The following is a 26,199-nucleotide window of genomic DNA, read 5'->3' as shown; positions in this document are numbered from 1 at the left end:
TGCTTTTACCTGGAGTAAAAAAAACGCTTTGCCTCTTAGAAAGAGACAAAGCGCTATAGCTCTGCGGTACCACTCTTATTGTCGTGAACGACCACTCTACTGACATCACCGAAAGATTTCTCTGACGTTCAATGCCGGACAAGGTAACGATTGTCAATCGGCCACGCTTACTTGCGATGCGTTCAGCTGGCAGCTCCTGGGTGATATTCCTTATAGTCTTTACATCCTGCCTCTCACCGTGCAGCAGGTTCTCTGTACTGTCAGGGTCTGTAAGTACTTTTCCCAATCAACACTGTTTGGTTGTTTGCTTGATGCGTATTATACGCTACCATGGGAGAAGAAGTCAAGAGAGAAAAAAGTGATTTTATAAAATTTATCTTCATAACATATTAAGCATGCTATGGAACCAGATAGTCAGATTTTTCTTATTTTCTCTCATTTTGGCCTATTATAGAATAATAAAGCAAGCGGTACGATAACCTAAAAGAATAATAACAATTCGTAAATAGTATATAGCAAATTTTAAGCAGTCCGTTAAACGTAAAAGGTGTTGAAATTATGGGGTTTATCCTGCCTCAGGCAGACCTTTTTGCAGAAAAATCAGGGCTTTACAAACGTTGCCATCGTGATATACTGTCAAACATCAAGTTCACGACGGCTATGGCCTAAGAGCTGTAAGGGTGAACTTAAATAATTAATAGACATTCTGGTCGCACATTCCACTACAAAATTACAGAAAGGTCGTGTTCCTCATGGCACATTTTAATCCCGTAACACCCGAACTGGTAGAAGAACTGAAACGCGTAATGAGCCCTAAACAGGTAAAGACTGATGAAGATTACCTCGTAGCCTATCAGACAGACGAAGAAGGCAATTCTCATTATTTCAGCAAACCGGAAGTTGTCGTTTTCCCAGAATCTACGGAACAGGTCGTAGAAATCGTCAAACTGGCAAATAAATACCTCGTTCCTATTACTCCGCGTTCGGCTGGTTCTGGTGTTGCCTGCGGCGCTATCCCCGTATACCACGGCATCGTCGTCGAACTGGAACGGATGAATAAAATACTCAAACTCGATCCGGACAACATGTATGCCGTCTGCCAGACTGGCGTCATCACTGGGGATTTACAGCGTGAAGCTGCCCGCCACGGCCTGTTGTATGCCGGCGATCCTTCCAGCGCTGACAGCAGCCAGATTGGCGGCAACGTAGCCAATAATGCCGGCGGCAACAAGGCCGTAAAATACGGCACGACCCGTCATCAGGTATACAGCCTGAAAGTCGTCACACCGACCGGTGAAGTTGTAGAAGCCGGTTCCCGTCTGAAAAAGAGTTCTACCGGCCTTTGCCTGGAACAGCTCTATGCCGGTTCTGAAGGCACCCTGGGCATTATCACAGAAGTTACGGTAAAACTCTATCCTCAGGCTCCCTACGTATTCAACATGGTCTGCGTATTCAAGACTGATGATGAAGCCTTTGCCCTGCCGAATAAGATTCTGAAAGCTGGTATTGATCCGACCAGTATCGAATTTATGGACAACGAAGCATTGGTCATGACCTGTAAATTCCTCGATATGAAGATGCCTCATGTTGATGAAGGATGCGACTATGTCATCGTTACGGTAGAATCGTTCAACGAAGAAGAATCGGACCGCAAGATGGAATTGCTCTGTGACCTGGCGGAAAATAATGGCTCTATCGACGAATTCGAAGCCGATAAACGTATCTGGACGCTGCGCAAACAGTTTGCCGAAGCAGCCCGTGATGTCGATAAAATGTTCCAGACGGAAGATTTCGTCGTACCTCTCGATAAGATTCCCGATATCACCAAACAGATTCCGGAACTCCGAGAAAAATACGGCCTGTATTGCGTAACCGTTGCTCACATCGGTGATGGCAATATCCATGTTCTGCCACTGAACAAAGAAGGCCTTTCTCCGGAAGAATGGTTCAACAAAATCAAAGCTTTCCATCGCGATTTGTTCCCACGTGTATATGCTCTCGGCGGCAAGATGTCTGGTGAACACGGCATTGGCTTCAAGAAACTGGATGAATTTGCTAAATGCACGCCGGCTCCGGAACTCCATGTCATCAAAGCAATCAAGAAAGCACTGGATCCCAATAACATCATGAATCCGGGCAAACTCGTCGATATGACAGGCGATTTCGTTCAGGAATAAATATACAATAAAACCAGCTGTCAAGGTGTCCCGATTTGACCACTTTTGGCAGAAGGTAAGATAAAAATAGGTTGTCTCATAAAGCCACGTTGCTTTGTGAGACAACCTATTTTGATTTAGAAATGAGTATGAGATGCCGGGGGGGATTAGAAATGACGACTTTCCCGGAGACTTTCGTATTGGGCAAGGAGATTTGGCTTTTCCTCACTTTTATAGGTGAAATCCGGTTCGGCTGCTACGGCTTTTTCTACGGCAGCCTTGAAATCGTAGTATACCTGCCATTTAGATTCAACCAGGTCTTTTCCAGCCTGACGCAGGAGAAATGCCGGATGATAGGTCGGCATGACCGGTATATCATGCCAGGTGAACCATTTTCCCCGGTTGCGCATGATGCTGGCTGTATGCCCATAAAAATACTGGAAGGCTACCTTGCCGAGGCAGACGATGACTTTTGGTTGTACCAGTTTGATTTCTTGCACCAGATGAATATTGGCGCAGGCCTTCCCTTCTTCCAGGGTCGGGGTCCGGTTATTTTTGGGACGGCATTTGACAATGTTGGTCACATATACATGGTCCCGGGTCAGACCGACACTCCACAGAGCCTTATCGAGGAGCTGGCCCGATGGGCCCACGAGGGGAACGCCGTATTCATCTTCGACGCCGCCAGGTCCTTCGCCGACGAACATGAGCGGTGAATCGGGATCTCCGGAATAGCGCGTCGGCCCCCGGTTCCCTTCATGGCGTAATTTGCAGGCATCACACTTCATAAGCTCCTGGAGCCAATCTTGCATTTTGTTATTACTCATCGTTCTTTGCCTCCCCATAATCTGCTGTCAGACTGGCTATACCGGCGCCGGTAACCGAACAGATACAGGAGGCAGGCAATAGTACCTGGATTCCACGCTGACCGGCGCTGATACTGATGGTATCAAAATTCTCAGCAGATGTATCAATATACGTTGGAAATTGTTTTTTCATGCCAATGGGAGAACACCCGCCACGGATGTAGCCAGTGACACCGGGCAGGTCTTTGACATGGAGCAGTTCTACATGTTTGTTACCGCTGACAGCAGCTGCTGTCTTCAAATCCAGTTCCCTGTCACTGGGGATGCAGAATACGACGATTCCCGTTTTATTACCCTTACCGACGAGTGTTTTGAATAACCGGGCCGCGTCCATTCCAAGCTCAGCCGCCGCATGGATGCCTGATAAATCGTCTTCTGTATAGGCATATGTTTTAATATCGTACACAATCTTATGCTTATCCAAAATGCGCATGACATTCGTCTTCTTCACCTTTGCCATGTCCCATTCCTCCATCTATTGTTTCGATACTACTATAGCATAGGAAGACAGGGATTTCCAGAATTTTATTATACTATAAAGAACAAGCACATTAAAATAAAATGAGATGGGGGAGAACTTTGTGAGTTCATAGATGCAACTAAATATTTCTACTTTATTAAATAATATTTTTTTGCATGTAACATTCCTTTCATTTCACCACGTATTTCACTTCTATCTAGATTGTCAAGGGCAGTATACAGCCTTATTGCATCATATAAGTCTGGATTCTTTTCCAATAATTTTATATAAACTTGAGAGAACAGAGATTCTTGAGAAACGTCTTTCGTCCAACCCATTAGATAAGCAGGTGTGGTATTTAAAGCAAGGGCTAACGATTCCAGAATACTAATGGGTAAATCCTTTATATCTCCATTTTCATATCTATAAATAGTGGCTCTATTTTTACCTATTTTTTTTGCTAATTCATCTACTGTAAGATTTGCTTCTTTACGAAGTGTTTTTATACGAGTGCCAATCTCCACTATTATACACCTCTCTTTATAATTTTATGATACAATTTTTTTCGCATACTTGCAACGAAATATGTAAATAGAACGATAGGATAGAAGGACAATGTTGACAGAGTTGCTTTTAATGCATATACTGTAATTAAATAATCGCAAAAATGCGACAAAGGGGCGAAAGTATGGTAAATATCAATATGTTAAAATTTAAAATTATTGAAAAAGGATGGAATGTAGAAAAAATAGCAAAGAAAATAGGAATTGATAGATCTACTTTTTATAGAAAAATGAATGATACTGGATCGGAATTTACAATTAGAGAAGCGGACTATATTGCACGGTTATTAGATTTAAATTATGATGAGGTTAATGAAATTTTTTTTAGCAATTTTGTCGCATATAAGCAACAAAAGAAGAAGTAGGTTTGATATTTTGATATATTGTATAAAAATTATACTTTCTAGAGGAACAATGAATTACTATGGACATTAGAAAATATGAGGTACTTTTAAAAGTAATTGATAAAGGTAGCTTTGCTGCTGCTGCAAATGAATTAGGATATACTCCATCTGGTGTATCGCAGATGATGAGTGCACTTGAGGAAGAGTGTGGTGTTAATTTGTTACAGCGAAGTAATCGTGGGGTGCAATTATCAAAACAGGGTCAGGTAATTTATCCATATATTTTAAAAACCATCAATATGAAAGAAAAGTTAGAAGAAAAATTTGAAGAAGTCAAGGGTTATAATACAGGAAAACTTAGAATCGTTGGATTTTCTAGCACTACTTGTTCATTGATTTTGCCTATAGTTCAAACCTTTCGTCATCTCCATCCTAAAGTTGAAGTAGAAATTTTAGAAGAAAATAGTCCTAAAATTATGGCCGATTGGATTCAATCGGAAGTTGCAGATATTGCTATTACTACAAGATCTCCTTATTTTGAATGTGAATGGATAAATTTGGAAAAACATCCTTATGTTGCAGTTTTTTCTAAAGATAATCCTTTAGCTTTACAAGAGAAAATAACGGCTGAACAGTTAAGGCATGAAGATGTGATGATGTATAAATCTGCTCATGGGTATGATTTTGCAGCAGGAAAATATTTAAATCAAGAAAACATTAAAACGATATCTAATTTTACTTCAAATTCTAATTATATTATGTTGCATATGATTGAGGAAACTAATAGTATCTGTATCGTTACTAAAATGTTGTGGGATTTCAATAAACCTATGCATCCTGGACTGGTTGCTAGACCGTTGATTCCCGCATTAATGACAGATATTATTTTGGCTGTAAAATCATTTAATGATTGCTCAAATGTTGCTAACGCATTTATAAAATGCACAAAAACATACATTAAAAATAAAAAATAAAGGTTTTAGATAAAAGTCTTCTTTACATTTAAAGAAGACTTTTTAGTTATGTTATAAAAAAAATTAAAAGTGGTTTTAAAGTTTATAAATTTTCTGGAAGAGGAAATCGTATTATACTAATTACAAGAAAACATACGAAAAAGGATTAAAACGCATGAACTAATTAATGCTAATTACAACGAAAGAAGTGAAAAAATTGAATGATATAAGAGATACTCTTTTTTTTAAAATAAAGGAAAAGAAATTTTCTGCAGTATTAACTGCTGAACGGTGCGGAATACTTTCCGGAGTCAATGTAGCTTATACAGTAGCAGATGAAATTGGTGTTAGTTTAAAAATATGCAAAAAAGAGGGAGATTTACTAAACCATAATGAAGTGTTTGCCCACTTGACAGGTACACCTAAACAAATTGCCATTGCGGAAGAATGTTTAATTGGAACTCTGGCTAAAGCGTCTGGTATTGCTACAGCCGCATCTACGGCAGTTCAATTAGCTAATCATCACTTTACTATCTGTTCAGGTTCGTGGAAAAAAATGCCCATGGAGATTAAACATTTAGTGCGATCTGCAGTTGTAGCAGGAGGCGCAACATTTAGAATTTGCAATCAACCGATGATTTATATTGATAAAAATTTTATCCGTATGTTTGGCTCTATTCCTGCAGCTATACAAGCATGTCAAACTTTTCCTGATTCTAAGATAGTTATGCAGATAAAGGGATTGACGGGAACTATTGAAGAAGAAACAAAAATGGCATTGAGGGGAAATTGTCATACTTTAATGATTGATACTGGTAAGTTGGAAGATGTGCGTTGCTGTTATGATACTGTGCTTAAATGTGGAAAAGCAGGTAAAGTTGTCATTGGCTACGCAAAAGGAATTAGAATCCGGGATATTCCTGAATTAATTAATGAACCTATCGATGTCTTATGCATAGGAAAAGAAATTGTAGATGCTCCATTATTAGACATGAAATTAGATGTTGTGCAGGAGGAAGCCACTTTATGAGTATGAATCTTCTGAAAAAAACTGAACTATGGGTAAATCACATCACACTCGATGATGTAAATTTAACCGAATTAGCTGATATTGTTGCAGGTGTTTTAGGACTCCGAAAAGGAGAAGTCATGGTTGTTGATGTCCGTCCACAACATATTACCTTTGATGTTTTAGTACAGGAAATCCCACAAGAAAATTTTTTGGGTAAAGAAAAAGCTATTTTGAATGCTTTGCAGTCTGTACAGGGAGTTACCTTATATGAAGATACATATATCCATTCTAATGGCATTTTAGGTCAAATTTGTGCAAATCTCAGTGATGAGCAAGAAAAAGAACTGTTGAATACAGTGGATACTATGACTTCGGAAATCAAAAATAATGTACTGCATCGGGCAATTGTATTTCCAACAGGCTTTGAATTGCAACAAGGATTGATAGAAGATACCAATACGCCGTATATAAAACGATTACTTGAAAACGAAGGATTCAAGGTGACGATAGGAGAAATAATGTCAGATGATTTATATGACATAAAAGAAAAACTTGAAGATGCTTTGAATCGTGGCTTTGGCTTACTAATAACAAGCGGTGGAGTTGGTGCTGAAGATAAAGATAAGACGGTAGAAGCAATTCATTCTATTGATGAAAATGCAGCGACTCCATATATTGTCAAATTTAAAAAAGGAACAGGTCGCCATGTAAAGGATGGAGTTCGTATCGGAGTTGGAACAGAGGGTTTGAGTACAATGATTTCTTTGCCAGGCCCACATGATGAAGTGGAATTGGCAATGCCTGTTTTAATAAAAGGATTACGTGAAAATTGGGATAAAATGCATTTGGCAGACTGTTTAGCAGGTGTTTTAGCAAATAAATGGAAAACAAAAAATCATCATCACTAATAATTATTATACGAGGAGGAGTTTATTATGGATTATTTCAAATTGGCCGAGAAATTGTATGATGCCGAGAAAAAGAGAAGTCAGGTTGGAAGATTGACCGATGATTTTCCAGAAATGTCTGTAGAAGATGCATATCAGATTCAATTGGCGAATGTAAAGCGCCGCCTTGAACAAGGTGAGAAGTTAGTTGGGCTGAAAATTGGACTGACAAGCAAGGCGATGCAGGAGTTATTGCATGTTGACCGGCCAGATTATGGACACTTATTTGATACGATGCTTTTAACAGAAGGCGAAGTTTGTCATATGAGTGAATTAATTCAGCCAAAAGTTGAAGGAGAAATTACATTTCATATTAATAAAACGTTAGAAGGACCAGGAATTACAATTGCTGATGTGTATGAAGCGACTGATTTTATTATGCCATCGATTGAAATTGTCGATTCCCGCATTAAAGATTGGAAAATAAAATTACCAGATACTATTGCTGATAATGGATCATCTGCACGCATTATGTGCGGCAGTAATTTTTCAAGGTTGGAAGATATTGACATGCGGACAACGGGTATGATTCTTGAAAAAAATGGAGAACTGATTAATAGTGGTGCAGCAGCGGAAGTTTGGGGGAATCCCGTTGCTTCTGTAGCATGTCTGGCAAATATGTTAGCTGATTTTCATATTCCATTAAAAGCAGGTAGTCTTGTCATGGCAGGTGCCTTTACTGCAGCTATTCCTGTACAAGCTGGGGACTGCGTAACTGCAAGTTTTACCAATATGGGCTCTGCAACGGTTAAATTTGTTGAATAATTTGAAATGCGTAAATACTTATAAAATTATTTCTTAATATGTAAAGAGGTGTAAAATATGAAACAAGTTACCATTATGGCACAGGTTGACCCGGAAAAATGTAAAGGTTGTAAAACATGTGAAAAAGTTTGTCCGGTATATGCTATTCATGTAGAAAATCGTATTGCAACATCCGATCCGATGAAGTGCATGGGATGTGCAAATTGTGCTGATCGGTGTCCTTTCTACGCAATTACAATGGTCGAACGTAGTGAAGTTAAAACCGTAGGGATAGATGTATCAAAATTTGATCCGCAACAGATTAAAGATTTATGTTTAAAAGCTCATTTTAATCCTGAACAGGTTCTTTGCTATTGTGTGGGTGTTCGTGCTGAAGAAGTAGCGGCAGCTATTTTGGATGGATGCAAGACTCCTGATGAAATTTCATTGGCAACAGGCATTAGGACAGGATGCACGATTGAGTGTATCCAGCCTATTCTTCGCTTGTTGACAGCTGCTGGAATCGAATTGCATCCAGACCCCAAAGGCTGGCAGTGGTATGGCCTGACTCCGACAGCATGGGATTTGCCTGAAGATGTAAAAAACAAATATAATAGCCGGGGATTTTATTTTGATGAAGACCGCGTATTGCTGGATGAAATTGCTAAAGGAGGGAAATAATTATGGAAAAATCCCAATTCATTCATGAACCGATTATGCCAATTGCACCAAAGCCGTCTCAGTATGGTATTGATCCTTCTCTGATAAAAAAAAGAGTGGCAGAAATGCCTGGGATGTGCTCCTTGCGATTACCAGAACTGTTCCCTGAATTGCCGGATGTCGTATATCCGGGAGGACCGGACGCACTAGACAAATTTTACGAAATGGCTAAAGAAAGTTTAAGAAAAGTTGACATGTCCATGATTAAATCCACAGACAGTGTCAATGTATTAGCCTCGCATCATGGATTTACCCTGTTTGGTGGGCAGCCATATGCACTTCTTTTAAAAGCCGTGCGAGATATTATTCATGAGAAAACTGGTACAGATAATATCCGGCTTCGTGCTGGTGTCGGTATGCGTTTCCGTGAAACAGAGGAATATATTAAACGGTATGGACTCGATGAATACTATGGCAAAGGTAAAGCCAAAGGCGTCTGCCCCGTTGATGAAGGTATTCCGATTGAAACGGAAATTGGTACGTTGTATGGTATTAAAGCCGTTTATGATGCGGACTGGATTGTACATGTCCATCATACAGACGTTCGTGAAGTACATTTCCATCGTCAGGTCGATAAGGCGGTCAAGCCATTTTCTATGTCCTATGCCCGGTTGGAATCCAGATCCACCTATCACCAGAATTTAGGCCCTCGTGCAGCTAATTTTACAGCTCGTGCAATTTTTGAATCTGAATTTGTACAAAAGAAATTTGCTTTTGGGGCTTTTATGACCGTAGGACCACATGGTGTCATTGGAGTTGACGCAGATAATAATCTCTATAATATCAATGACCGTGCTACGTTTATTGGATGTCAGCTCTATGGTAAAATTATGACTTTATTTGGAAAAATCAAAGAATGCATAGCTGTACTTGATTTTCCATGTCCTGTTCCATATGTGTTTTCCGCAGGCGTAATTTATGCTAATTTTACAGGGGCTAATAAGGATTTATATGACATGGAAGGTACGCCTTTGCCCCCCTATACGTGGTATACGGAAGCCTTTTATGGCAAAGATGGTAAGCCGTTGCTTGAAGGTATTCCACCTTTAAATCCTGCCATTAAAATGTGTGTTCACAATTATGCATGGACAGGATATCCATCAGCATTTTTCTCGTCACATATTCCAACTATTGTCGTTGGAGAAGAACAAGCTAAGTTATTTGATATGGAACCGATGAATATTCATTATATGGACTATGCTGTTGTTTCGAAAACTACAGAAGAGGCTATGAATTTCGCTTATAGAGTAACTGGGACGGATAAGGTTATCATTTTTGATGGCGCAATGGGCGGCTTGAATTGTTCTGAATCATTAGCAAAAGATTTGATTGAATGGGCTCCCAAAGTCTCGAAAGAGGTAGATGAAGTATTGATGCCGAAGTGGTTTGGACAGCGAGGCGTAGATATTTCGGTATTGGATAAACTAAAGACGGAATAAATGCCTTTTAAAATGATAGTATAAAGAAAAGGAATCACCTACAAAGAGGCGTATATATTCCAATTTAGGTGATTCCTTTTTATTAATTATAATTGAAAATAGATTTGACTAAGTTGTGAATAAGAGAGGTATAACTATGGAGTTGATAGAAAAAGGCCCTGGCTTTAAATCGGGCATAAAAGACATTTCAAAATATCTGAATAGTCAAACGATTGGATCTGGTATCGTATCTACTATTTTTGGATGCACAGGCCCATGCCTGATTGTTATAGCTGCGGGTCATGAAGCGGGTTTCACTTTGGCTGATATTGTTACCTGGGTTTTTGGTATTTATGTTTTTGGTGGGTTGTTAGGAACTATCCTTGCGACGTATTATAAAATGCCGATTTCAGGGGCATACTCTATTCCTGGTGCCACGTTAATGGGAACAGCATTAGCCGGGTATTCATTTAATGAAGCCGCATGCGCCTTTATTATCGCGGGGGTTATTGTTCTGGTAATCGGCTTAACTGGTTTGATTGGCAAAATTATGAACTTTTTGCCTTTGGAAATCGTTATGGCTATGGTTGCTGGTGCTATGATGAAATTTGGAATAGGTGTAGTTAAAAGCATCAATGCTGATCCATTAGTTTGTGGTGTATGTTTTCTTGTTTTTCTTATAGTGCCGGTATTTTTTAAAAAAATACCAGGTGTGTTATCGGCTTTAATAGTGGGAGTTATTTTAGCTTATTTTACAGGAAGATTTGGTGGAAATATAGGGGATATTTCCTTTATCGCTCCGAGAATTGTCGCTCCTGAATTTAACTTCCAACTGGTTTTATCTTGTTCCATCCCATTGGCAGTATTAGTTATGGGAGCAGAAAATGCACAGGCAATGGGGGTATTAAAAGGAGCCGGGTATAAAGTTCCTGCTAATGTAATGACCATTGCTTCAGGAATTGGTGGAATCATTTCAGGTATCTTTGGTGCCCATAATGCTAATATTGCAGGACCGATGACTGCTATATGTGCATCTAGTGAAGCGGGTGAAAAAGATGGCCGATATGTTGCATCTGTTGTAAATGGCATTACTTTTGCTATCTTTGGGCTTTTTGCTGCCTATGCGATTAGCTTTGTTAATCTGATTCCGGCGACGTTAGTTGGAACATTGGCTGGGCTAGCAATGATTAATGTTTTAATTGATTCTTTAAAGACTGCTTTTTATTCTGGAAAATTTAAAATTGGTTCTTTTGCAGCATTATGTGTGGGCTTATCAGGAATTTCTATTTTACACATTGGATGTGCATTTTGGGCTTTAGTAGTTGGGGTAGTTGTTTCTCTTATTGTTGAAAGACAGGATTTTAAAAAGAATTCTGCAACTGATTAAAATTATGTAAGCAATGTAAATCTTAATATTTACATTATAGAATGGTGGAATAAATTTTTATTCCACCATTCTATCTATCTAAATATTTTAATACTAAAAGAAGGTAGAAGGGATGATACTATGGCGGATTTTATCATTGCATTAGTACCTATTTTTTGGTTTGTTATTGCTTTGGGTTTTTTCAAAGTTAGTGGTATGTATTCCTGTATCATTGCTTATATTTTATCTGCGACAGCAGGTTTTCTATGGTTTGGGTTATCTATCAGTAATATAGCTACAGCAACTGTTGAAGGGATTATTGATGGAATCTGGCCTATTCTTACAGTTATTTTTGCGGCACTCTTTACATTTAAATTAACAGAGCAAACGGGTGAACTGGAAAATATAAAAAAGATGTTATTGCATATTACTGATGACAAATTGATTCTTTTGCTAATTATTGGTTTTGGATTTGGTAATTTTTTGGAAGGCGTCGCTGGTTTTGGTACATCAGTCATAGTCCCGGCGGGAATTTTGGTTAGTATTGGAATGAATCCAGTTCGTATTGTTGGTTCTTTATTGATTATGACAACTATGACTACTGCCTTTGGTTCGGTCGGAGTTACTACATTGGTCACATCACAGGTAACTGGTATTAGTGCAGATATCTTATCATCGAATGTAATTATAATAGAATTATTGCCATTATTTCTTACACCATATGTCATGATTTATATTTGTGGGGATGGGTGGAAATCTATAAGAAATATGTTTGTCATTACAACTATTTCTTCATTGGCTTTTACTGTTCCAGCTTTTTGTATTGCTTATTTTGTAGGACCAGAACTTCCAGATGTAGCTGGTTCTATCAGCGCTATGGTCTTTACCATTCTTTTTGTTAAACTTTTTTATGTCGAGGAAAAAATGGATAAGACTGAAAAAAATGCCTTTACTTTGTACCAGGGGATACGGGCATGGAGTCCATTTATCATCATGTTTGTCTTGCTGACCGTGACATCCCGGCTTTTTCCGTTTATTCATAATATGTTAGTGTCTGTAAAATCAGTATTTACAATTTATAACGGCATCAATCCATCGAGCATTACTATTAATTGGTTAACAAATAGTGCTGATGTTATAATGATTTCCGCTATTATTGGTGGACTTATCCAAGGAATGAGCATCAAGGAACAGATTTCAGTCTTTTTTAAAGCTATTTATAAAAATTGGAGTATGATTGTAACGATATGCTCTGTCATGGCTGTTGCCATTATTATGAATTATAGTGGAATGATCCGGACTATAGCTATGTTTATGGTTGTTGCAACCGGAGGTTTTTATCCATTTGTATCCCCTTTAATTGGGGGGTTGGGATCTTTCGTAACAGGGAGTGCTACAACCTCTTCTGCATTATTTGGAAATCTACAGACTGCTACCGCAGAGGCCCTTGGAATATCCGAAGCATGGCTGGCAGCAGGTAATCTATTTGGTGGGGGTGTAGGAAAGATAATTAGCCCACAGATGATTTCATTAGGAGCATCGGCAGTACAGCAGCCTGGGTTAGATAATCGTATTTTACGAGCAACTTTTAAGTGGTTTTTTATTTTAATTGCTATTGGGGGAATATTTTGCTATTTTATTCCTATTATTTTTAAATTATATTGAAGGAGGATACAAATCGATGTTTTGTGAGGATAAAGATTTTCAGGGGAAGAAGAGAATCGGAATTATGGGGGGAGCTTTTGATCCTGTTCATAATGGACACATTCAAACGATGGAAAATGCTATAAAATCGTATCAATTAGATATGGGTGTGTTTTTGCCGACTGCAGATAAAGAAATTCACTCAAAGAAGAATAAATTAAAGGGCGAAATGCGGTGTCAAATGTTAGAGATGTCTTTGCCAGACAATCTTCCTATATATGTATCAAAATATGAGGTTGATTATAAAGGCAGTACAATTCCGTATACTGCTAAAACGATAGAACATTTTATGCATTGTTGTGATGAAAAAGATGTGAGATTTTATTTTATTGCAGGTTCGGATATTATTTATCACCTATCCAGGTGGAAGGCGATTGATGTCTTAAAAGATATATGTGAATTTATATTTGTGCCTAGAACAGATGATGCCTTTGTTCGAGTAAGCGAACAATTGCAAGGACTACGCCAAAACGGTTTGCAGTACACATTAAGTACATGGAAAACGATTCCCATATCGTCTACGCAGATTCGTAATGCTGTACGTAGCCATAAAGATGTAAGTCGGTTATTGCCCGTCCGGGTGCTAACGTTTATACGAGAAAACAAATTGTACCAGTAACTACGTGATATAAAACTTCTAATACCTATAAAAAAATATAGGTATTACCTTTTGATTGGAAAAATATCCAGATCGTAAGTTTTTGTAGTGCATTACGAATATACTTTGGGATTTTGTTTATAAAATCTTCTGCAACAGATAGATTCTTCTGTAGCGTGGAATACCTTATCAATGATGATTAGCAGTCTTTCCTGAAAAATACATATCTACATATTAAAAATCATAGGTTATTTTAAATTTGGGAGAGTTTAAATATTTAAAATTCACATTGATAAAAGATTTTAAGTCCATTTTTATTAGGACCTTAAAGCTTCTACTGTCAAATTGAACCCGGCCTTGACACTATACAAAATCAAGTTAATAAATCTTATAATACACTTATGAATATTGTGTCTAACAGTTAATTATTAAGAAGGTTATAATAGAAATGAGAAATTTTTCTGCTCTATTACAGACTTCTTATTTTTGAGTTTTTATCAGCCGTTGCATTGCCTGACAGCCTCTTATATAATAAATATGCGGGTTTGCATTTTTTGTATTAATGGGGGTGAGTCTATGAAGATAGCAGCGGTACAGGCAGCTATTTGTTATGGCGATGTAGATGCCAATTATCATATAGCCGATCAGGCCATGGAAGCGGCGGCAGCTGCAGAGGCCGATATCGTCGTATTGTCCGAGCTTTGGAATACATCGTTTTATCCGCTAAACGTATATGATCTGGCTGATGAAGAGGGAAAGAGAACAAAGGCTTTTCTTTCTGATGCGGCAAAACGGTATCATGTCCATATTGTTGGCGGTTCTGTTGCCAATAAAAAACAGGGAAAGCTGTATAATTCGACTTTTGTCGTAGATAAGACAGGTGAGGTAGTTGGAGAGTATGATAAGGTTCATCTGTTTACACCAGGAAAAGAAGATACGGTCTTTACGGCAGGAAACCATCTGAATATTTTTGAATTAGATGGCGTGAAAATGGCGTCGATTATCTGCTATGATGTACGGTTCGGTGAATGGGTGCGCATGGCAGCCCTGGCTGGCGCACAGATTCTCTTTGTACCGGCGGCCTGGCCCAATCCACGGCTGGGACACTGGCAGATTCTGAATCAGGCACGGGCTATTGAAAATCAGATGTTCGTCGTAGCTGTCAACAGCTGTGGCCAGGCCGGAGAGTATCAGTTCTGTGGCGGTTCCATGATTATCGATCCCTGGGGCAAGGTCCTTTCCCAGGCAGATGGACGGGAGCAGATTATCACCAGTGATGTCGATTTGTCTGTCATCGAAGGCATCCGTCAAAGCATTAATGTTTTCCGTGACCGCCGGCCGGAATTATATCATCTCTGATATGCCCCGATTATAGATAAGTGAGGAAGTGTTGGTATGGAAGGGGCTATACATGGCCTGCAGGGTATTTTTGAAGTTATTTTTATTATTTCTATCGGCTTTATTTTGTCCCGTAAGGGATGGTTTGATAGCAGTACAAGCGCTCTTTTGACGAAGATTGTCATGAAAGTGGCGCTGCCCTTTTATATGGTAGTCAACATGGTCCGGGATTTTACGCATGATTCATTGGTACAGATTGCGCCGGACCTGGTACTGCCTTTTACTTCTATTTTCCTGGCCTACTTTGTAGGCCGGCTTGCGGCGGCAGTCCTGCATATCCGCAAGGACCGGCAGGGGATATTCATTACCTGCTTTTTTATTGCCAATACGATTTTTATCGGCCTGCCTGTCAACCTGGCCTTGTTTGGTCCTAAAAGTGTACCATCGGTCATGCTTTATTATATGGCTAATACGACCATGTTCTGGACACTGGCGGTGTATCATATTGTCAATGATAGTACAGGTGGAAAGCATATGCCGCTCTTTTCTGTGCAGACAATTAAAAAGGTTTTTTCACCGCCGCTGGAGGGCTTTCTCATCGGCCTCGTTCTGGTTATGCTCGACGTGAAGCTGCCTGATTTTCTGGTCATGAGTTTCCAATATGTCGGAAACATGGCAACTCCGTTGTCCCTGATTGTCATTGGCATTGAAATGAGCCTCATTTCCTGGAAAGACATTCATTGGGACCGGGATATCATCGGCGCTTTATGTGGCCGGTTCCTCGTCTGTCCCTGCTGTGTGCTGGTGCTGCTGCCATTTATCCCTATCACGGATATGTCGGCCAAGGTATTTACCATGCAGGCCAGTATGCCGGCTATGACGCAAATGACCGTCGTGGCGAAATCCGTCGGTGCTGATGTGCAATATGCCACCGAAATCAGTTTCCTGTCTATTGCTCTTGGATTGGTGGTCATTCCCCTGTATATGGCTATTGTCGGTTGAGATAAAGAATTATATAATAGTAAAAGGACGGCTGTCCCAGTGCAGATGCCGTCCTTTTTAGTTGAAACGATGAAATAAAAGGAGTAAGCCATGTCTCTCTATGATGAATTTTCTAAGAAGGTGCAGCAGTATGCTCCTGCTGCCTTTGAATTGAATTATGCGATTGCCAATGATCCCGAGTTATCCGGGGAAGAATATCATGCCTGTGCCCGTCACATAGCGGCCTGCCGGGATGCTGGCATGGATGTGACGGAACGGTTCAGCGGACAGGCCACAGCCTATAAGGCGGTTGCCTGCCATGCGGAATCGCCGGTTTTGCGGGTAGCCGTCCTGGCTGAATACGATGCTCTTCCCGATATCGGTCATGGCTGCGGTCATTCGGCTGGCGGTGCTATCAGTTTTCTGGCCGGAGCTGCGTTTCATGCCATGACGAATCTGCCCGTCTCTGTCGATGTCATCGGCACGCCGGATGAAGAACTGCGGGGTGGCAAAATTCCCATGTGCCAGCAGGGGATTTTCAAGGACTACGATCTTGCCATAATGGTCCATATGTCGTCGTGTCAGACGACGCCCAATTCCCGCTTTCTGGCCCTCGATGATTATCGCATCCGGTTTCATGGACAGACGGCCCATGCGGCAGCCCATCCGTGGAAAGGCCGGAATGCACTGAACGGGGCCATGCTGGCCCTCCATGCTATCGATATGATGCGCCAGCATGTAAAGCCTGATACGCGGATTGGTACGTACATCGTCAATGGCGGGACGGCTTCTAATATTATTCCAGACTATGCTGAAGTGGAATGCTGCGTCCGCCATTCTACCCGGACCTATCTCGACGAAGTGGTTCAGCGCCTGATGCATTGCTTTGAAGGTGCGGCCATTGCTACGGAAACGACCTTTGATGTATCCCAGCTGGGGTATAAATATGATGACCTTGTATGGAATGAAACGGCGACGGAAGTCGTGCGCGGCGTGCTCCGGGATATGGATGTGCCCTTTGTAGAACCTGACTGCGGTGGCAGCTCGGATATTGCCAACGTCAGCCATCAATGCCCGGTGCTCCACGTCCATCTGGCCATGGGGGATACGTTCTATCCGGACCATTCCAAAGAAATCGCCGATATGGTCAAAAACAAGGCCATTGAACCGGTCATCATCCGCGGTGCAGAAATCATCGGGGCAACCGTATTGCGTCTGGCGGAACATGAAGACTTGTGCAAGGCGATGAAGGAAGAATTTGATGCGGCGGAAAAATAATACAGCAAGCCGTTGAAAGAAAGACGGACAAGAGGTTTTGCCTTTACGAACGGGGCTATCTCACGAAGACACCGTGCTTTGTGAGATAGCCCCGCTTTTTTTATCGTCAGCTTGTATAATAGTTCTGCGTGAAATCTTTATAAACAGTTCATCCGGATCCTTCTGGCAGTGAAATCTGTATGTACCAGAATGCTATGAATAGTGTTATACTAATATATGAAATACATACGGAATATGTTATTAATTTATGCATGATGAGGAATAGAATCGAATGCAGGAAATGAGGGATTGCAATGATTGACATTTCAGATCGTATACGAAATAAAGCATACATCTCGAGAGTTACAACGGCCGAAGAAGCGGCGAAGCTGATTCATCCTGATGATATTGTGGCCGTGTCGGGGTTTACACCGGCCGGGTATCCCAAAGCCGTACCGCTGGCTCTGGCGAAGCGGATAGAACGGGAACATTTTCAGATTACGCTCTATGCCGGGGCATCCATCGGTGATGAAATTGATGGGGCCCTGGCACGGGTACATGGCGTTTCCCGCCGGTTTTCCTATCATACGAATAAAGATCTGCGCCGCGAAATCAATGATGGCAGTGTGGCTTATGCCGATTATCACGTCAGCGTATTTGCCCAGCTGCTAAGGGAAGGGTTCATGAAGCACCCCGATATCGTCGTGGTGGAAGCGGCAGCTATTACAGAAGCAGGGAATCTCATCCCTACTACGTCCGTAGGGACGACACCGGCTATGATTGACGTGTGTCAGAAAGTCGTCGTTGAAATCAATGTGACACAGCCGCTCAGTCTGGAAGGAATGCATGACGTATACGATGTTCCCAATCCGCCATTCCGTGAACCCATTCCCATCGTCCATACAGGAGACCGTATTGGCAAGCCGTATATTACCTGTGGCTGGGATAAAATCGTTGCTATTGTTCCCTGTGATATTCCCGATGCTCCCCGGTCGTTTAAACCTGTCGATGAAAACGGCCGGAAGATGGGAAATCTCATCGTGCAGTTTTTTAAGGATGAAGTAGCAAAAGGCCGGCTGCCGGAACATCTTCTGCCACTCCAGTCCGGTGTCGGATCGGTGGCTAATGCGGTCATTCAGGGGCTGGCAAAAAGTGATTTCGAACATTTGTCTATCTTTACGGAAGTGCTCCAGGACGGGATGTTTACCCTCATCGATGCCGGGAAAGTCGATGCCGTATCGACAGCTTCCATTTCGGCATCCCCGGAAGGGCTGAAGCATTTCTATGAACATATTGATGAATATAAGAAAAAAATCGTCATCCGGCCCCAGGAAATTTCCAATAATCCCGAAGTAATCCGCCGCATCGGAGCTATTGCCATGAATACGGCCATCGAGTTTGATATCTATGGTCAGGTCAATTCGACACATATCTGTGGCAGTCGTCTCATGAATGGAATTGGCGGTTCCGGGGACTTTGCCCGGGCGGGATATCTGACGATTTTCTTTACCAGTTCGACGGCAAAAAACGGTGCCATCAGTTCCGTAGTTCCCATGTGCTCCCATGTGGATCACACGGAGCACGATGTGGATGTGCTCTGTACAGAGCAGGGTATTGCAGACCTGCGCGGTCTTTCTCCTGTCGAACGGGCACGGACTATCATAGCCAACTGTGCCCACCCGGATTACAGAGACCAGCTCACAGATTATCTGGACCGGGCTATTGCCGTAACAGGCAGCCAGCATGAACCACAGCTCCTGAAAGAGGCCCTGTCATGGCAGCAGCGCTACCTGGAAACAGGGAGTATGAAATAGTATAACACCCTCACAAGTCAGATTTTTCCAGTCTGTCTTGTGAGGGTTTTGTGCATCCTCTGTACATCCCTAGATTTTTATGTCGGTTTTCGTGTACAATATAAATAAAGACTTTGTATATCATGATCGGCACGGCCGAAGAATGGGGAGATACGATAAATGGAAAATTATGCTGGATATTCCGATGAATATATCAAATATCTGGAACTCCTGGCTAAAGAATACCCGACCCAGGAAGCGACGTTTACAGAAATCATCAATTTGCAGGCTATCGTGAATCTGCCAAAGGGAACGGAACATTTCATGAGCGACCTCCATGGTGAATATGAAGCGTTTTATCATATATTGAATAATTGTTCCGGTGTTATCCGGGAAAAAGTGGAAATGCTCTTTTCCAATTCCATGAGTCAGGAAGAACGGGATGACCTGCTGACACTCATTTATTATCCAAAAGAAAAACTGGATCTTATGAACCGCAAAAAGCTGGTAACGGACAAATGGGCCCGTAAGACGCTCCATCATCTGATCCGTCTGGCGAAATTGCTTTCGTCCAAGTATACCCGTTCCAAAGTACGTAAAGCGATGCCGCCGGTTTTCCGGTTCGTCATCGATGAATTGCTTCATGCCCAGCCCGATGAAGATAAAAACCGTCACGTCTATCATTCCAAAATCCTCGACACGATTCTGGAAACGGGGAGCACCCGTTCCTTTATTTATGCGTTGACGGCTTTGATTAAACGGCTGGCTGTGGATCATCTGCATATTATCGGCGATATTTATGACAGGGGGCCCCATGCAGATAAAATCATGGATAATCTCATGCATCATCATTCCATGGATATCCAGTGGGGAAATCATGACATTCTTTGGATGGGAGCTGCCGCCGGCAGTGCTGCCTGTATTGCCAATGTTTTGCGCAATAATATCCGATATCATAATTTGGAAATCCTGGAAAGCGGGTATGGCATCAGCCTGCGCCCGCTGGCCTTGTTTGCCTTGAAGATGTATACCAAAGATGATGGCATCGAACCGATGGTTAAGGCAATCAATGTCATCTTATCCAAACTGGAAGGGCAGGTTATTTTTCGTCATCCGGAATATAATATGGATGACCGTCTGCTGTTTCATAAAATCAATCTGGAAACAGGGACCATTACGCTGGATTCCGGGACATATGAACTGACTACGAAGGATTTCCCGACATTCAATCCTCAGGATCCCTATACCCTGTCTCCGGAAGAACATCTTATTATGGCTGAATTACAGACGGAATTTTTGCAGAGCGAACGGCTCCAGCGGCATATCCAGTTCCTGTACAGCCATGGTTCTATGTACCGGTGCTATAATAATAATTTATTATTCCATGGCAGCCTGCCGCTCAACGATGATGGCAGCTTTAAAGAAATTTATTTCGATGGACATGGGTATAAGGGCCGGGCTTTTATGGATCATGCCGATCATATGGCACGGCGCGCCTATACCAAGAGGGATACGGACAGCTTGGATTATATGTGGTATATGTGGGGCGGCCCCGATTCTCCTGTGTCCGGGCGTATTGTAAAGACCTTTGAACGCAGTTACATTGCCGATAAAGATACGTGGAAAGAACCAGAAAATGCCTATTTCCGCTTGAACCGGGATAAAGACGAATGCATCAAGATTCTTCATGAGTTCGGGATTGATTCGCCGCAGGGACATATTATCAACGGACATACGCCGGTAAAAGTGAAAAAAGGGGAAAGTCCGATCCGGGCCGAAGGCAAGGAACTTTGCATTGATGGGGGCTTCTGTAAAGCCTATCAGAATTCGACAGGGATTGCTGGGTATACATTGATTTTTAATTCCCACGGAATCCGCATCAAGGCTCATTATCCCTTTACGGATGTAGAGGAAGTATTGCGGACCAATGCCGATATGGGGTCCGAATCGACTCAGGTAGAACTGGAACCTAAACGGGTCATGATTGGTGATACGGACAATGGCAAAAAATTGTTGCAGATGATTGATGACTTGAAGGCCCTGCTCCAGGCATATCGGCAGGGGATTATCATCGAACGGCGTGGTGAATGATGAAGCGCACGTGAACTGCTGTATAGAAAATGAAGGAGATTGCATGGGGCTGAAGCCCGTATGCAGTCTCCTTTTTTTGCGTTGCGCGTTCTTTTGCCGGATAACGTATGATATGACCTCGCTCACATCGGCATCGCAGCGGCATGAAAAAGAGGCTGTCTTTTAGACAGCCTCCTGATAGTACATGAGTTATGGAGTTGTAGATTTAGAATACACCCTGCTGGAGCATAGCATCGGCTACACGTTCGAAACCGGCGATATTAGCACCTGCTACGAGATTATATCCGAAACCGTTGCGTTCTGCTGCGTCTACAGAATTCTGATAAATCGTGTTCATGATTTCATGGAGACGGGCATCGACTTCTTCTGCAGTCCATACGAGTCGTTCGCTGTTCTGGCTCATTTCCAGAGCGGACGTAGCAACGCCACCGGCGTTTACGGCTTTGGACGGAGCAACGACCATGTTCGGCTGTTCCATCAAATATTTCAATGCGTCGTTAGTAGTCGGCATGTTGGCAACTTCGATGTAGTACCGGATACCATTAGCGACGATTTGTTTTGCTTCTTCCATATGTACGTCGTTCTGCATAGCCGACGGCATAACGATATCAACTTTGACGCCCCACGGTTTTTCACCCGGATGGAATTCTACGCCAAATTTATCAGCATAGTCCTGGACGCGGTTGCGACCGGAAGCACGCATTTCGAGGAGGTAATTGATCTTTTCTTCAGTTACGACGCCATCAGGATCATAGATATATCCGTCCGGACCAGAGAGGGTAACAACTTTGGCACCGAGCTGGGCAGCTTTCTTGCAGATACCCCAGCAAACATTACCAAAACCAGCGGCGGCAATCGTTTTGCCTTTAATGTCTTCGCCATCGTGTTTGAGGACATTTTCCAGATAGTATACAGCACCATAGCCTGTCGCTTCCGGACGAATACGGGATCCACCATAGCTGAAGCCTTTCCCGGTCAGTACGCCGTTTTCGAAGCAGCCTTTCAGACGACGATATTCGCCGAAGAGGTAACCGATTTCACGGCCGCCAACGCCCATATCACCAGCCGGTACGTCGATGTCCGGACCGATGTAACGATAAAGGGCCTGCATGAAGCTCTGGCAGAAACGCATAATTTCTGCATCGGATTTGCCATCGGGATCAAAGTCTGCGCCACCTTTGGCGCCACCGATAGGAAGACCCGTCAGAGAGTTCTTGAAAATCTGTTCGAAACCGAGGAATTTAATGATACCGGGATATACGTTTTTCTGGAAACGGAGACCACCTTTATATGGCCCGATTGCGCCGTTGAACTGGCAGCGATAACCTGTATTGGTATGGATTTTACCGTTATCATCTTCCCAGACAACGCGGAATGTAAACATCCGTTCCGGTTCGACCATGCGATTCAGGAGATCGTATTTTTCGTATTCCGGATGACGTTCTACGACAGGATCCAGGGACGAGAATACTTCTTCTACGGTCTGGACAAATTCCGGTTCATTAGCGTGTTTCGTTTTGACGTTTTCGATTACAGATGCAAGATACTTGTTCATAAAGCTTCACCTCATTTGAAAAATTAGTTTACCCCGAACTTCTCTCTACGGCCTTATCATAACACTTTTTTTTTCGTTTGCAAATACCATAATGTGAAAATAAATTATAACATTTTCAGGAAAATACTAAAAATATAAATAAATGCAAATAAAATATAATGAAAAAATTTAATTTATATTAAAAAATAAATGAACGGCTGTATCATGCCTTAATATTATTTTATAAATGATAATTTGTAATGTATTATAAATAGACTATATTTGTTTGCTATATAAGGACAAAATGCGTAATGCGATATAGATGGTATATGTGATATGATGAATATCTGTACATCATATCACATCATATAATGTATATATAGCATATACTTACCGGTACAGATAATGCAGTCTTCCGGATATCTGTTTTCCCATATAAACCGGCATTAGAGACCTGACTAAAAAAGGAAAGGGCGTCTGATGGGTTCAACAAATGGCCGGTCTATGTTATAGTAAGATAGAACATAAGGGAGTGATACCGATGGACCGTTGTCCGATTCCTAAAATCACACATTTTTTTTCTATGAATGATCTGGTAATGAAACCGGTGCCCGTATTGCATCGTGAATATACCGGAGCAGTGGAACAATACTTCCATACGTTGTTTCCCAACCGGAAACGGACGGTCCTGGCTGATACGGAACCGGTTCCGCTGCCTGTTGATATAGAGGTTTTATATCCTACGACAGAAGAGCCGTTTTATGTTATTCATACTCTGGGGATGAGTGCCACACCGATGACCTATCCCGAAGGAACGGAAAGTAGCGAAGTGCGGGAATCATATAGTGAACTGTGTCTGATGCTGCCATCTGACTGGCCGTTTGCCCATGACCGAATTCTTTCTATGGGGGAACAGGCTGCCTGGCCGCTTCGGATGATCCGTGATCTGGCTAAATTTCCGCATGCTCATCATCTGTGGATGTCTTACGGGTTCATCCTTCCCAATTCAGAGTCAAACGAACCATTCACTACGGAAAGTGATCTTTGTGGAGTCCTTATGGTACAGTTTGATGGTGAATTGGGAGAACTGACTTTGGACGATGGCATAATTATCCAATTACTAATGCCAGTCCTGTTGTATGCCGATGAACTGGAAGCCTATGATAGGCTGGGGCCGGATGCACTGATTGAGCGGATCCTGGATTGTACTCATGAGTCGTTTCTTTTGGATTTGCATCGCAGTCATGTTGCACAAGGACTATTAAAGTAATAGAATAAAACTGTTGTGAAAGGAGGTGCGCCAAGTGGTATCGAGTGATAGTGTCATTGCTCCCCATACATCGGCTGAAGCGTATAGTGCTTACCGGACTGTCGCATCGTCAGTTCTTGTAGCCGGTGCGCAGGAGTTGAAACGTAAAGATACTCATTATAAACTGGCCATCGAATTGGATCATACCGGGCTTTCCTATATCCGGGACGAAGGAGAAGAAATCGCTGTCGGCGCGATGACGACGATGGCAGAAATAGAGAAATCGCCACTGTTGAAGGGCCTGGCAGGAGGGGCCATATGTGCATCTTTGAGAGAGGTACCGGACCGGGAACTGAAACAGAGGGCAACGCTGGGTGGCCTGATTGCTTCCAAACAGCCTTTTTCCATGCTGCTTCCTATTCTCTTGTCCCTGACTGTCGATGTGGTCCTGGAAGACAAAGGGCGTATGGAATTGCGGGATTATCTTTCGTGTCCTCCTATGGGGGAATTAATCACAGAAATCGTGATTGCCCGGGAGTTCGTCTATACCGCGTATATGGCCTACAGAAGTGAGACGGGCCAGCAGCCATATCTGACTGGCGCTGTCACTATGGGAGAAGATCAGTGGCGGATTGTCGTCGGCGGTCGTCCCGGTGCAGCAGCTATTGCAGAAAAGGCTAGTGAGGAATTGTCTGCCAAAGGACTGCAGGCCAGAGAAAATGTGGCTCACATGGTCAGCGAAGAACTGGATTTTGAAAATTTCGGCCCTTGTTCTGAGCAGGAACGCCGGGAGCTGACTATAGATATGATGCGCATATTGATTAAAAAAGCGTGGAAAGGATTCAGCCGTCAGAACAGCCTGACGATGAAATCTGTTAAAAGGTAAGGAATGGAATCAAAAGGTAAGGAGTAGAGAACGTGAAGGGAAGAATAATAACTGGTTTATTGGCCATATGTGTGTTAGCAGGTAGTGGATGGTTTTTGTATAATCATCACGGACATATAGCACCGGAGGTACAACAGGCTGCTGCCATATCTCACCCCGATGTGGCATTTGTGGGAGATGATTTTACTCTGCCAGCTGTCGATAATGACCTGCCTGTGTATGATCATTATACGGTACAGCAGCGTAAGGACAAAGGTCTTCCTCTGACATACGGTACGACCAGGGATTATTATTATGGGGATCATGTGGCCTATCTAACCTTTGATGATGGGCCGAATAAAGAAAATACGACAAAAATACTGAAAATCCTGAAAGACGAACAGATTCATGCTACGTTTTTTCTGACCGGTAATAATGTAGAACGGTATCCCGACGTCGTGAAGGCTATTTATGAATCGGGCAATGCCATCGGCATCCATTCCTACAGCCATGATTATAAGAAACTGTATGCGTCGCCTAAAGCCTATATGGATGAAGTCAATCAGACGGCCGGTCTGATTTATGATGTCATCCACGTGCGTCCTATTATCAGCCGTGCGCCGGGTGGCACATCGGGACATTTTACCAAGGCGTTCTGGCAGGCTCTCAACCAGGAAGGGTATATCGAAGTAGGCTGGAATGCCCTGACGGGAGATGCCGATGGGACGGGTAAAACAGCTGGAAAAGAAATAGAAAATATTAAGAAGCAGCTGGCATTGCGGCCATATCTCCACAGCCACCTGGTCATTCTCATGCATGATGCCAGTGGCCATCAGGCGACGGTAGAAGCTTTGCCGGGACTCATTAAACTGCTCAAGAGCCAGGGCTATACATTCCGCGTCGTCACAACGGCCATTCCGCCGAGCTGGTGATGGTATACAAAAGTCCTTGACAAGGAAACAATTTCGGTATAGTATATGTTTATCTTATTTTAAATTTCAGTTCTGCAAGGAGCCGTACCATGAATAACGCTATGTCTTTCACGGCAGTTGCATATAGCTTTAGAAACAGCCAGGCCTACCTGTATTTGGGCACTGGCTATTTTTGCTGTGATAAATGCATAGACGAGACAAAGACATGGGTTGTTTGAATCAGTGGGAAAATATCACTGTATAAGACGGCAGCGGCGGATGCAGCATAAGGCAGGCTCATGGGAGCCTGTTTTTTTTGTGGTATGCTA

Annotated in this window: 23 protein-coding genes and 1 other annotated feature; of the genes, 19 read left to right on the top strand and 4 right to left on the bottom strand. The window is 42.3% G+C overall.

Translation table 11 applies throughout. The features are described from left to right. Positions 1–38 precede the first annotated feature (38 nt). Positions 39–299, bottom strand: a binding site (T-box leader). Between the two features lie 453 nt (positions 300–752). Then, positions 753–2,177 carry an FAD-binding oxidoreductase gene (locus tag B2U90_RS02635; RefSeq protein WP_059075646.1) on the top strand — a complete coding sequence of 475 codons (1,425 nt, stop codon included), beginning with the start codon at positions 753–755 and terminating at the stop codon, positions 2,175–2,177. 146 nt (positions 2,178–2,323) lie between these two features. On the opposite strand, the gene B2U90_RS02630 is transcribed toward B2U90_RS02635, so the two are convergent. The 3 genes from B2U90_RS02630 to B2U90_RS02620 form a co-directional block, all read right to left on the bottom strand. Continuing rightward, on the bottom strand, positions 2,324–2,983 hold the full coding sequence (locus tag B2U90_RS02630) for a uracil-DNA glycosylase (protein WP_292017036.1): 660 nt from the start codon (positions 2,981–2,983) through the stop codon (positions 2,324–2,326). Then, positions 2,976–3,482: a Cys-tRNA(Pro) deacylase gene (ybaK, locus tag B2U90_RS02625; RefSeq protein WP_059075648.1), complete on the bottom strand. Its 507-nt coding sequence runs from the start codon at positions 3,480–3,482 to the stop codon at positions 2,976–2,978. Before ybaK ends, B2U90_RS02630 begins: the two co-directional genes overlap by 8 nt. A gap of 149 nt (positions 3,483–3,631) precedes the next feature. Continuing rightward, positions 3,632–4,006, bottom strand: a complete 375-nt coding sequence (locus tag B2U90_RS02620) for a helix-turn-helix domain-containing protein (RefSeq protein WP_113856302.1) — start codon at positions 4,004–4,006, stop codon at positions 3,632–3,634. Between the two features lie 164 nt (positions 4,007–4,170). Here B2U90_RS02620 and B2U90_RS02615 point away from each other — a divergent pair, with 164 nt between their 5' ends. From B2U90_RS02615 to B2U90_RS02545, 15 genes are all read left to right on the top strand, one after another. Further along, a complete protein-coding gene (locus tag B2U90_RS02615) occupies positions 4,171–4,410 on the top strand; it encodes a helix-turn-helix domain-containing protein (protein WP_113856301.1) in 240 nt (79 codons plus the stop codon). Between the two features lie 59 nt (positions 4,411–4,469). After that, complete coding sequence (locus B2U90_RS02610; RefSeq protein WP_292017035.1) at positions 4,470–5,363, top strand: LysR family transcriptional regulator; 894 nt, start codon at positions 4,470–4,472, stop codon at positions 5,361–5,363. Between the two features lie 196 nt (positions 5,364–5,559). Further along, the gene (locus B2U90_RS02605; RefSeq protein ID WP_292017034.1) at positions 5,560–6,372 is read left to right on the top strand and encodes a hypothetical protein; all 813 of its coding nucleotides are present in this window, start codon (positions 5,560–5,562) and stop codon (positions 6,370–6,372) included. Next, the gene (locus B2U90_RS02600; protein WP_292017033.1) at positions 6,369–7,262 is read left to right on the top strand and encodes a molybdopterin-binding protein; all 894 of its coding nucleotides are present in this window, start codon (positions 6,369–6,371) and stop codon (positions 7,260–7,262) included. Before B2U90_RS02605 ends, B2U90_RS02600 begins: the two co-directional genes overlap by 4 nt. A 27-nt stretch (positions 7,263–7,289) precedes the next feature. Continuing rightward, complete coding sequence (locus B2U90_RS02595; RefSeq protein WP_292017032.1) at positions 7,290–8,066, top strand: 2-keto-4-pentenoate hydratase; 777 nt, start codon at positions 7,290–7,292, stop codon at positions 8,064–8,066. Between the two features lie 57 nt (positions 8,067–8,123). Continuing rightward, positions 8,124–8,726 (top strand): 4Fe-4S binding protein, encoded by a 603-nt coding sequence (locus tag B2U90_RS02590; RefSeq protein ID WP_113856296.1) that lies wholly within the window; start codon positions 8,124–8,126, stop codon positions 8,724–8,726. A 2-nt stretch (positions 8,727–8,728) separates the two neighbouring features. Continuing rightward, on the top strand, positions 8,729–10,204 hold the full coding sequence (locus B2U90_RS02585) for a hypothetical protein (protein ID WP_257536548.1): 1,476 nt from the start codon (positions 8,729–8,731) through the stop codon (positions 10,202–10,204). A gap of 136 nt (positions 10,205–10,340) precedes the next feature. After that, positions 10,341–11,570 carry a benzoate/H(+) symporter BenE family transporter gene (locus B2U90_RS02580; protein WP_113856295.1) on the top strand — a complete coding sequence of 410 codons (1,230 nt, stop codon included), beginning with the start codon at positions 10,341–10,343 and terminating at the stop codon, positions 11,568–11,570. Between the two features lie 120 nt (positions 11,571–11,690). Next, positions 11,691–13,214, top strand: coding sequence for an L-lactate permease (locus B2U90_RS02575; protein WP_113856294.1), 1,524 nt, complete (start codon positions 11,691–11,693; stop codon positions 13,212–13,214). A gap of 16 nt (positions 13,215–13,230) precedes the next feature. Continuing rightward, positions 13,231–13,872, top strand: a complete 642-nt coding sequence (gene nadD / locus B2U90_RS02570; RefSeq protein ID WP_113856293.1) for a nicotinate (nicotinamide) nucleotide adenylyltransferase — start codon at positions 13,231–13,233, stop codon at positions 13,870–13,872. A gap of 555 nt (positions 13,873–14,427) precedes the next feature. Further along, positions 14,428–15,210, top strand: a complete 783-nt coding sequence (locus tag B2U90_RS02565) for a carbon-nitrogen family hydrolase (RefSeq protein WP_292017031.1) — start codon at positions 14,428–14,430, stop codon at positions 15,208–15,210. A 36-nt stretch (positions 15,211–15,246) separates the two neighbouring features. Next, on the top strand, positions 15,247–16,191 hold the full coding sequence (locus B2U90_RS02560) for an AEC family transporter (protein WP_292017030.1): 945 nt from the start codon (positions 15,247–15,249) through the stop codon (positions 16,189–16,191). A gap of 90 nt (positions 16,192–16,281) precedes the next feature. After that, a complete protein-coding gene (locus B2U90_RS02555; protein ID WP_292017029.1) occupies positions 16,282–17,448 on the top strand; it encodes a M20/M25/M40 family metallo-hydrolase in 1,167 nt (388 codons plus the stop codon). A gap of 293 nt (positions 17,449–17,741) precedes the next feature. After that, positions 17,742–19,241 (top strand): succinate CoA transferase, encoded by a 1,500-nt coding sequence (locus B2U90_RS02550; protein WP_292017028.1) that lies wholly within the window; start codon positions 17,742–17,744, stop codon positions 19,239–19,241. Between the two features lie 159 nt (positions 19,242–19,400). Further along, positions 19,401–21,311: a fructose-1,6-bisphosphatase gene (locus B2U90_RS02545; RefSeq protein WP_292017027.1), complete on the top strand. Its 1,911-nt coding sequence runs from the start codon at positions 19,401–19,403 to the stop codon at positions 21,309–21,311. A gap of 205 nt (positions 21,312–21,516) precedes the next feature. Here the strand turns inward: B2U90_RS02545 and gdhA are convergent, their stop codons facing one another. Beyond that, positions 21,517–22,866, bottom strand: coding sequence for an NADP-specific glutamate dehydrogenase (gene gdhA / locus B2U90_RS02540; protein ID WP_059075654.1), 1,350 nt, complete (start codon positions 22,864–22,866; stop codon positions 21,517–21,519). Positions 22,867–23,386: 520 nt separating this feature from the next. Here gdhA and B2U90_RS02535 point away from each other — a divergent pair. Genes B2U90_RS02535 through B2U90_RS02525 form a run of 3 tightly spaced genes read left to right on the top strand, consistent with a single transcriptional unit; the run spans position 23,387 to position 25,891 of the window. Then, positions 23,387–24,115, top strand: a complete 729-nt coding sequence (locus B2U90_RS02535) for a suppressor of fused domain protein (protein ID WP_159897750.1) — start codon at positions 23,387–23,389, stop codon at positions 24,113–24,115. Positions 24,116–24,149: 34 nt separating this feature from the next. Further along, complete coding sequence (locus B2U90_RS02530; protein WP_292017026.1) at positions 24,150–24,980, top strand: FAD binding domain-containing protein; 831 nt, start codon at positions 24,150–24,152, stop codon at positions 24,978–24,980. 32 nt (positions 24,981–25,012) lie between these two features. Then, a complete protein-coding gene (locus B2U90_RS02525) occupies positions 25,013–25,891 on the top strand; it encodes a polysaccharide deacetylase family protein (protein ID WP_170087952.1) in 879 nt (292 codons plus the stop codon). Positions 25,892–26,199 lie beyond the last annotated feature (308 nt).

Source organism: Megasphaera sp. UBA4233, assembly GCF_002395615.1.
GTDB lineage: Bacteria > Bacillota > Negativicutes > Veillonellales > Megasphaeraceae > Megasphaera > Megasphaera hexanoica.
The sequence above is the reverse complement of the archived record's forward strand: the minus strand, read 5'-3'. Positions and strand labels throughout refer to the sequence as shown.

Excerpts from the sequence above, each read along its gene's own strand:
- B2U90_RS02635 (WP_059075646.1), top strand. The coding sequence starts at position 753 with ATGGCACATTTTAATCCCGTAACACCCGAACTGGTAGAAGAACTGAAA.
- B2U90_RS02630 (WP_292017036.1), bottom strand. The coding sequence starts at position 2,983 with ATGAGTAATAACAAAATGCAAGATTGGCTCCAGGAGCTTATGAAGTGT.
- ybaK (WP_059075648.1), bottom strand. The coding sequence starts at position 3,482 with ATGGCAAAGGTGAAGAAGACGAATGTCATGCGCATTTTGGATAAGCAT.
- B2U90_RS02615 (WP_113856301.1), top strand. The coding sequence starts at position 4,171 with ATGGTAAATATCAATATGTTAAAATTTAAAATTATTGAAAAAGGATGG.
- B2U90_RS02610 (WP_292017035.1), top strand. The coding sequence starts at position 4,470 with ATGGACATTAGAAAATATGAGGTACTTTTAAAAGTAATTGATAAAGGT.
- B2U90_RS02600 (WP_292017033.1), top strand. The coding sequence starts at position 6,369 with ATGAGTATGAATCTTCTGAAAAAAACTGAACTATGGGTAAATCACATC.
- B2U90_RS02595 (WP_292017032.1), top strand. The coding sequence starts at position 7,290 with ATGGATTATTTCAAATTGGCCGAGAAATTGTATGATGCCGAGAAAAAG.
- B2U90_RS02590 (WP_113856296.1), top strand. The coding sequence starts at position 8,124 with ATGAAACAAGTTACCATTATGGCACAGGTTGACCCGGAAAAATGTAAA.
- B2U90_RS02585 (WP_257536548.1), top strand. The coding sequence starts at position 8,729 with ATGGAAAAATCCCAATTCATTCATGAACCGATTATGCCAATTGCACCA.
- B2U90_RS02580 (WP_113856295.1), top strand. The coding sequence starts at position 10,341 with ATGGAGTTGATAGAAAAAGGCCCTGGCTTTAAATCGGGCATAAAAGAC.
- B2U90_RS02575 (WP_113856294.1), top strand. The coding sequence starts at position 11,691 with ATGGCGGATTTTATCATTGCATTAGTACCTATTTTTTGGTTTGTTATT.
- nadD (WP_113856293.1), top strand. The coding sequence starts at position 13,231 with ATGTTTTGTGAGGATAAAGATTTTCAGGGGAAGAAGAGAATCGGAATT.
- B2U90_RS02565 (WP_292017031.1), top strand. The coding sequence starts at position 14,428 with ATGAAGATAGCAGCGGTACAGGCAGCTATTTGTTATGGCGATGTAGAT.
- B2U90_RS02560 (WP_292017030.1), top strand. The coding sequence starts at position 15,247 with ATGGAAGGGGCTATACATGGCCTGCAGGGTATTTTTGAAGTTATTTTT.
- B2U90_RS02555 (WP_292017029.1), top strand. The coding sequence starts at position 16,282 with ATGTCTCTCTATGATGAATTTTCTAAGAAGGTGCAGCAGTATGCTCCT.
- B2U90_RS02550 (WP_292017028.1), top strand. The coding sequence starts at position 17,742 with ATGATTGACATTTCAGATCGTATACGAAATAAAGCATACATCTCGAGA.
- B2U90_RS02545 (WP_292017027.1), top strand. The coding sequence starts at position 19,401 with ATGGAAAATTATGCTGGATATTCCGATGAATATATCAAATATCTGGAA.
- gdhA (WP_059075654.1), bottom strand. The coding sequence starts at position 22,866 with ATGAACAAGTATCTTGCATCTGTAATCGAAAACGTCAAAACGAAACAC.
- B2U90_RS02535 (WP_159897750.1), top strand. The coding sequence starts at position 23,387 with ATGGACCGTTGTCCGATTCCTAAAATCACACATTTTTTTTCTATGAAT.